1 protein-coding gene is annotated in these 353 nt (G+C 39.7%); it reads left to right on the top strand.

Translation table 11 applies throughout. The features are described 5' to 3' along the window. Positions 1 to 349, top strand: a 349-nt coding sequence (locus tag P20652_RS19435; RefSeq protein ID WP_033018320.1) for a hypothetical protein, incomplete at its 5' end; no start/stop codon positions are given. Between the last annotated feature and the right edge of the window lie 4 nt (positions 350 to 353).

Here is a 353-nt window from a genome sequence, read left to right as displayed (position 1 = left end):
AACATACGCAAAAGAGGGTAGACAACCAAAAAAACTACTTCGCTTTGCAGGCATGCCACGTAAAATCATGCCAAAAGGACTCCCGTTTGAGCTTAAATCGTACCTTGAACTTGTTGAATTAACAGGACGTTGTATACGAGAAGATAAGCGAGGGTATATTGAAAGTACACATTTGCCTTTACTAGAAAGAATGAATATATCGCCAGAAAACTGGTTAAAACTCACAACCCAATTTACACGTGTATTTCATGGTGCAGTTGGGAGACCATCCTCACAAGCCGGTTACTGTGAAAATTTAAACAGAAAACGGCGAGCGAACATCAGTAACTGTGAAAAACTACTCGCATAAACTT

Origin of the sequence: Pseudoalteromonas sp. BSi20652, from assembly GCF_000239855.1 — a bacterium.
GTDB lineage: Bacteria > Pseudomonadota > Gammaproteobacteria > Enterobacterales > Alteromonadaceae > Pseudoalteromonas.
The sequence above is the reverse complement of the archived record's forward strand: the minus strand, read 5'-3'. Positions and strand labels throughout refer to the sequence as shown.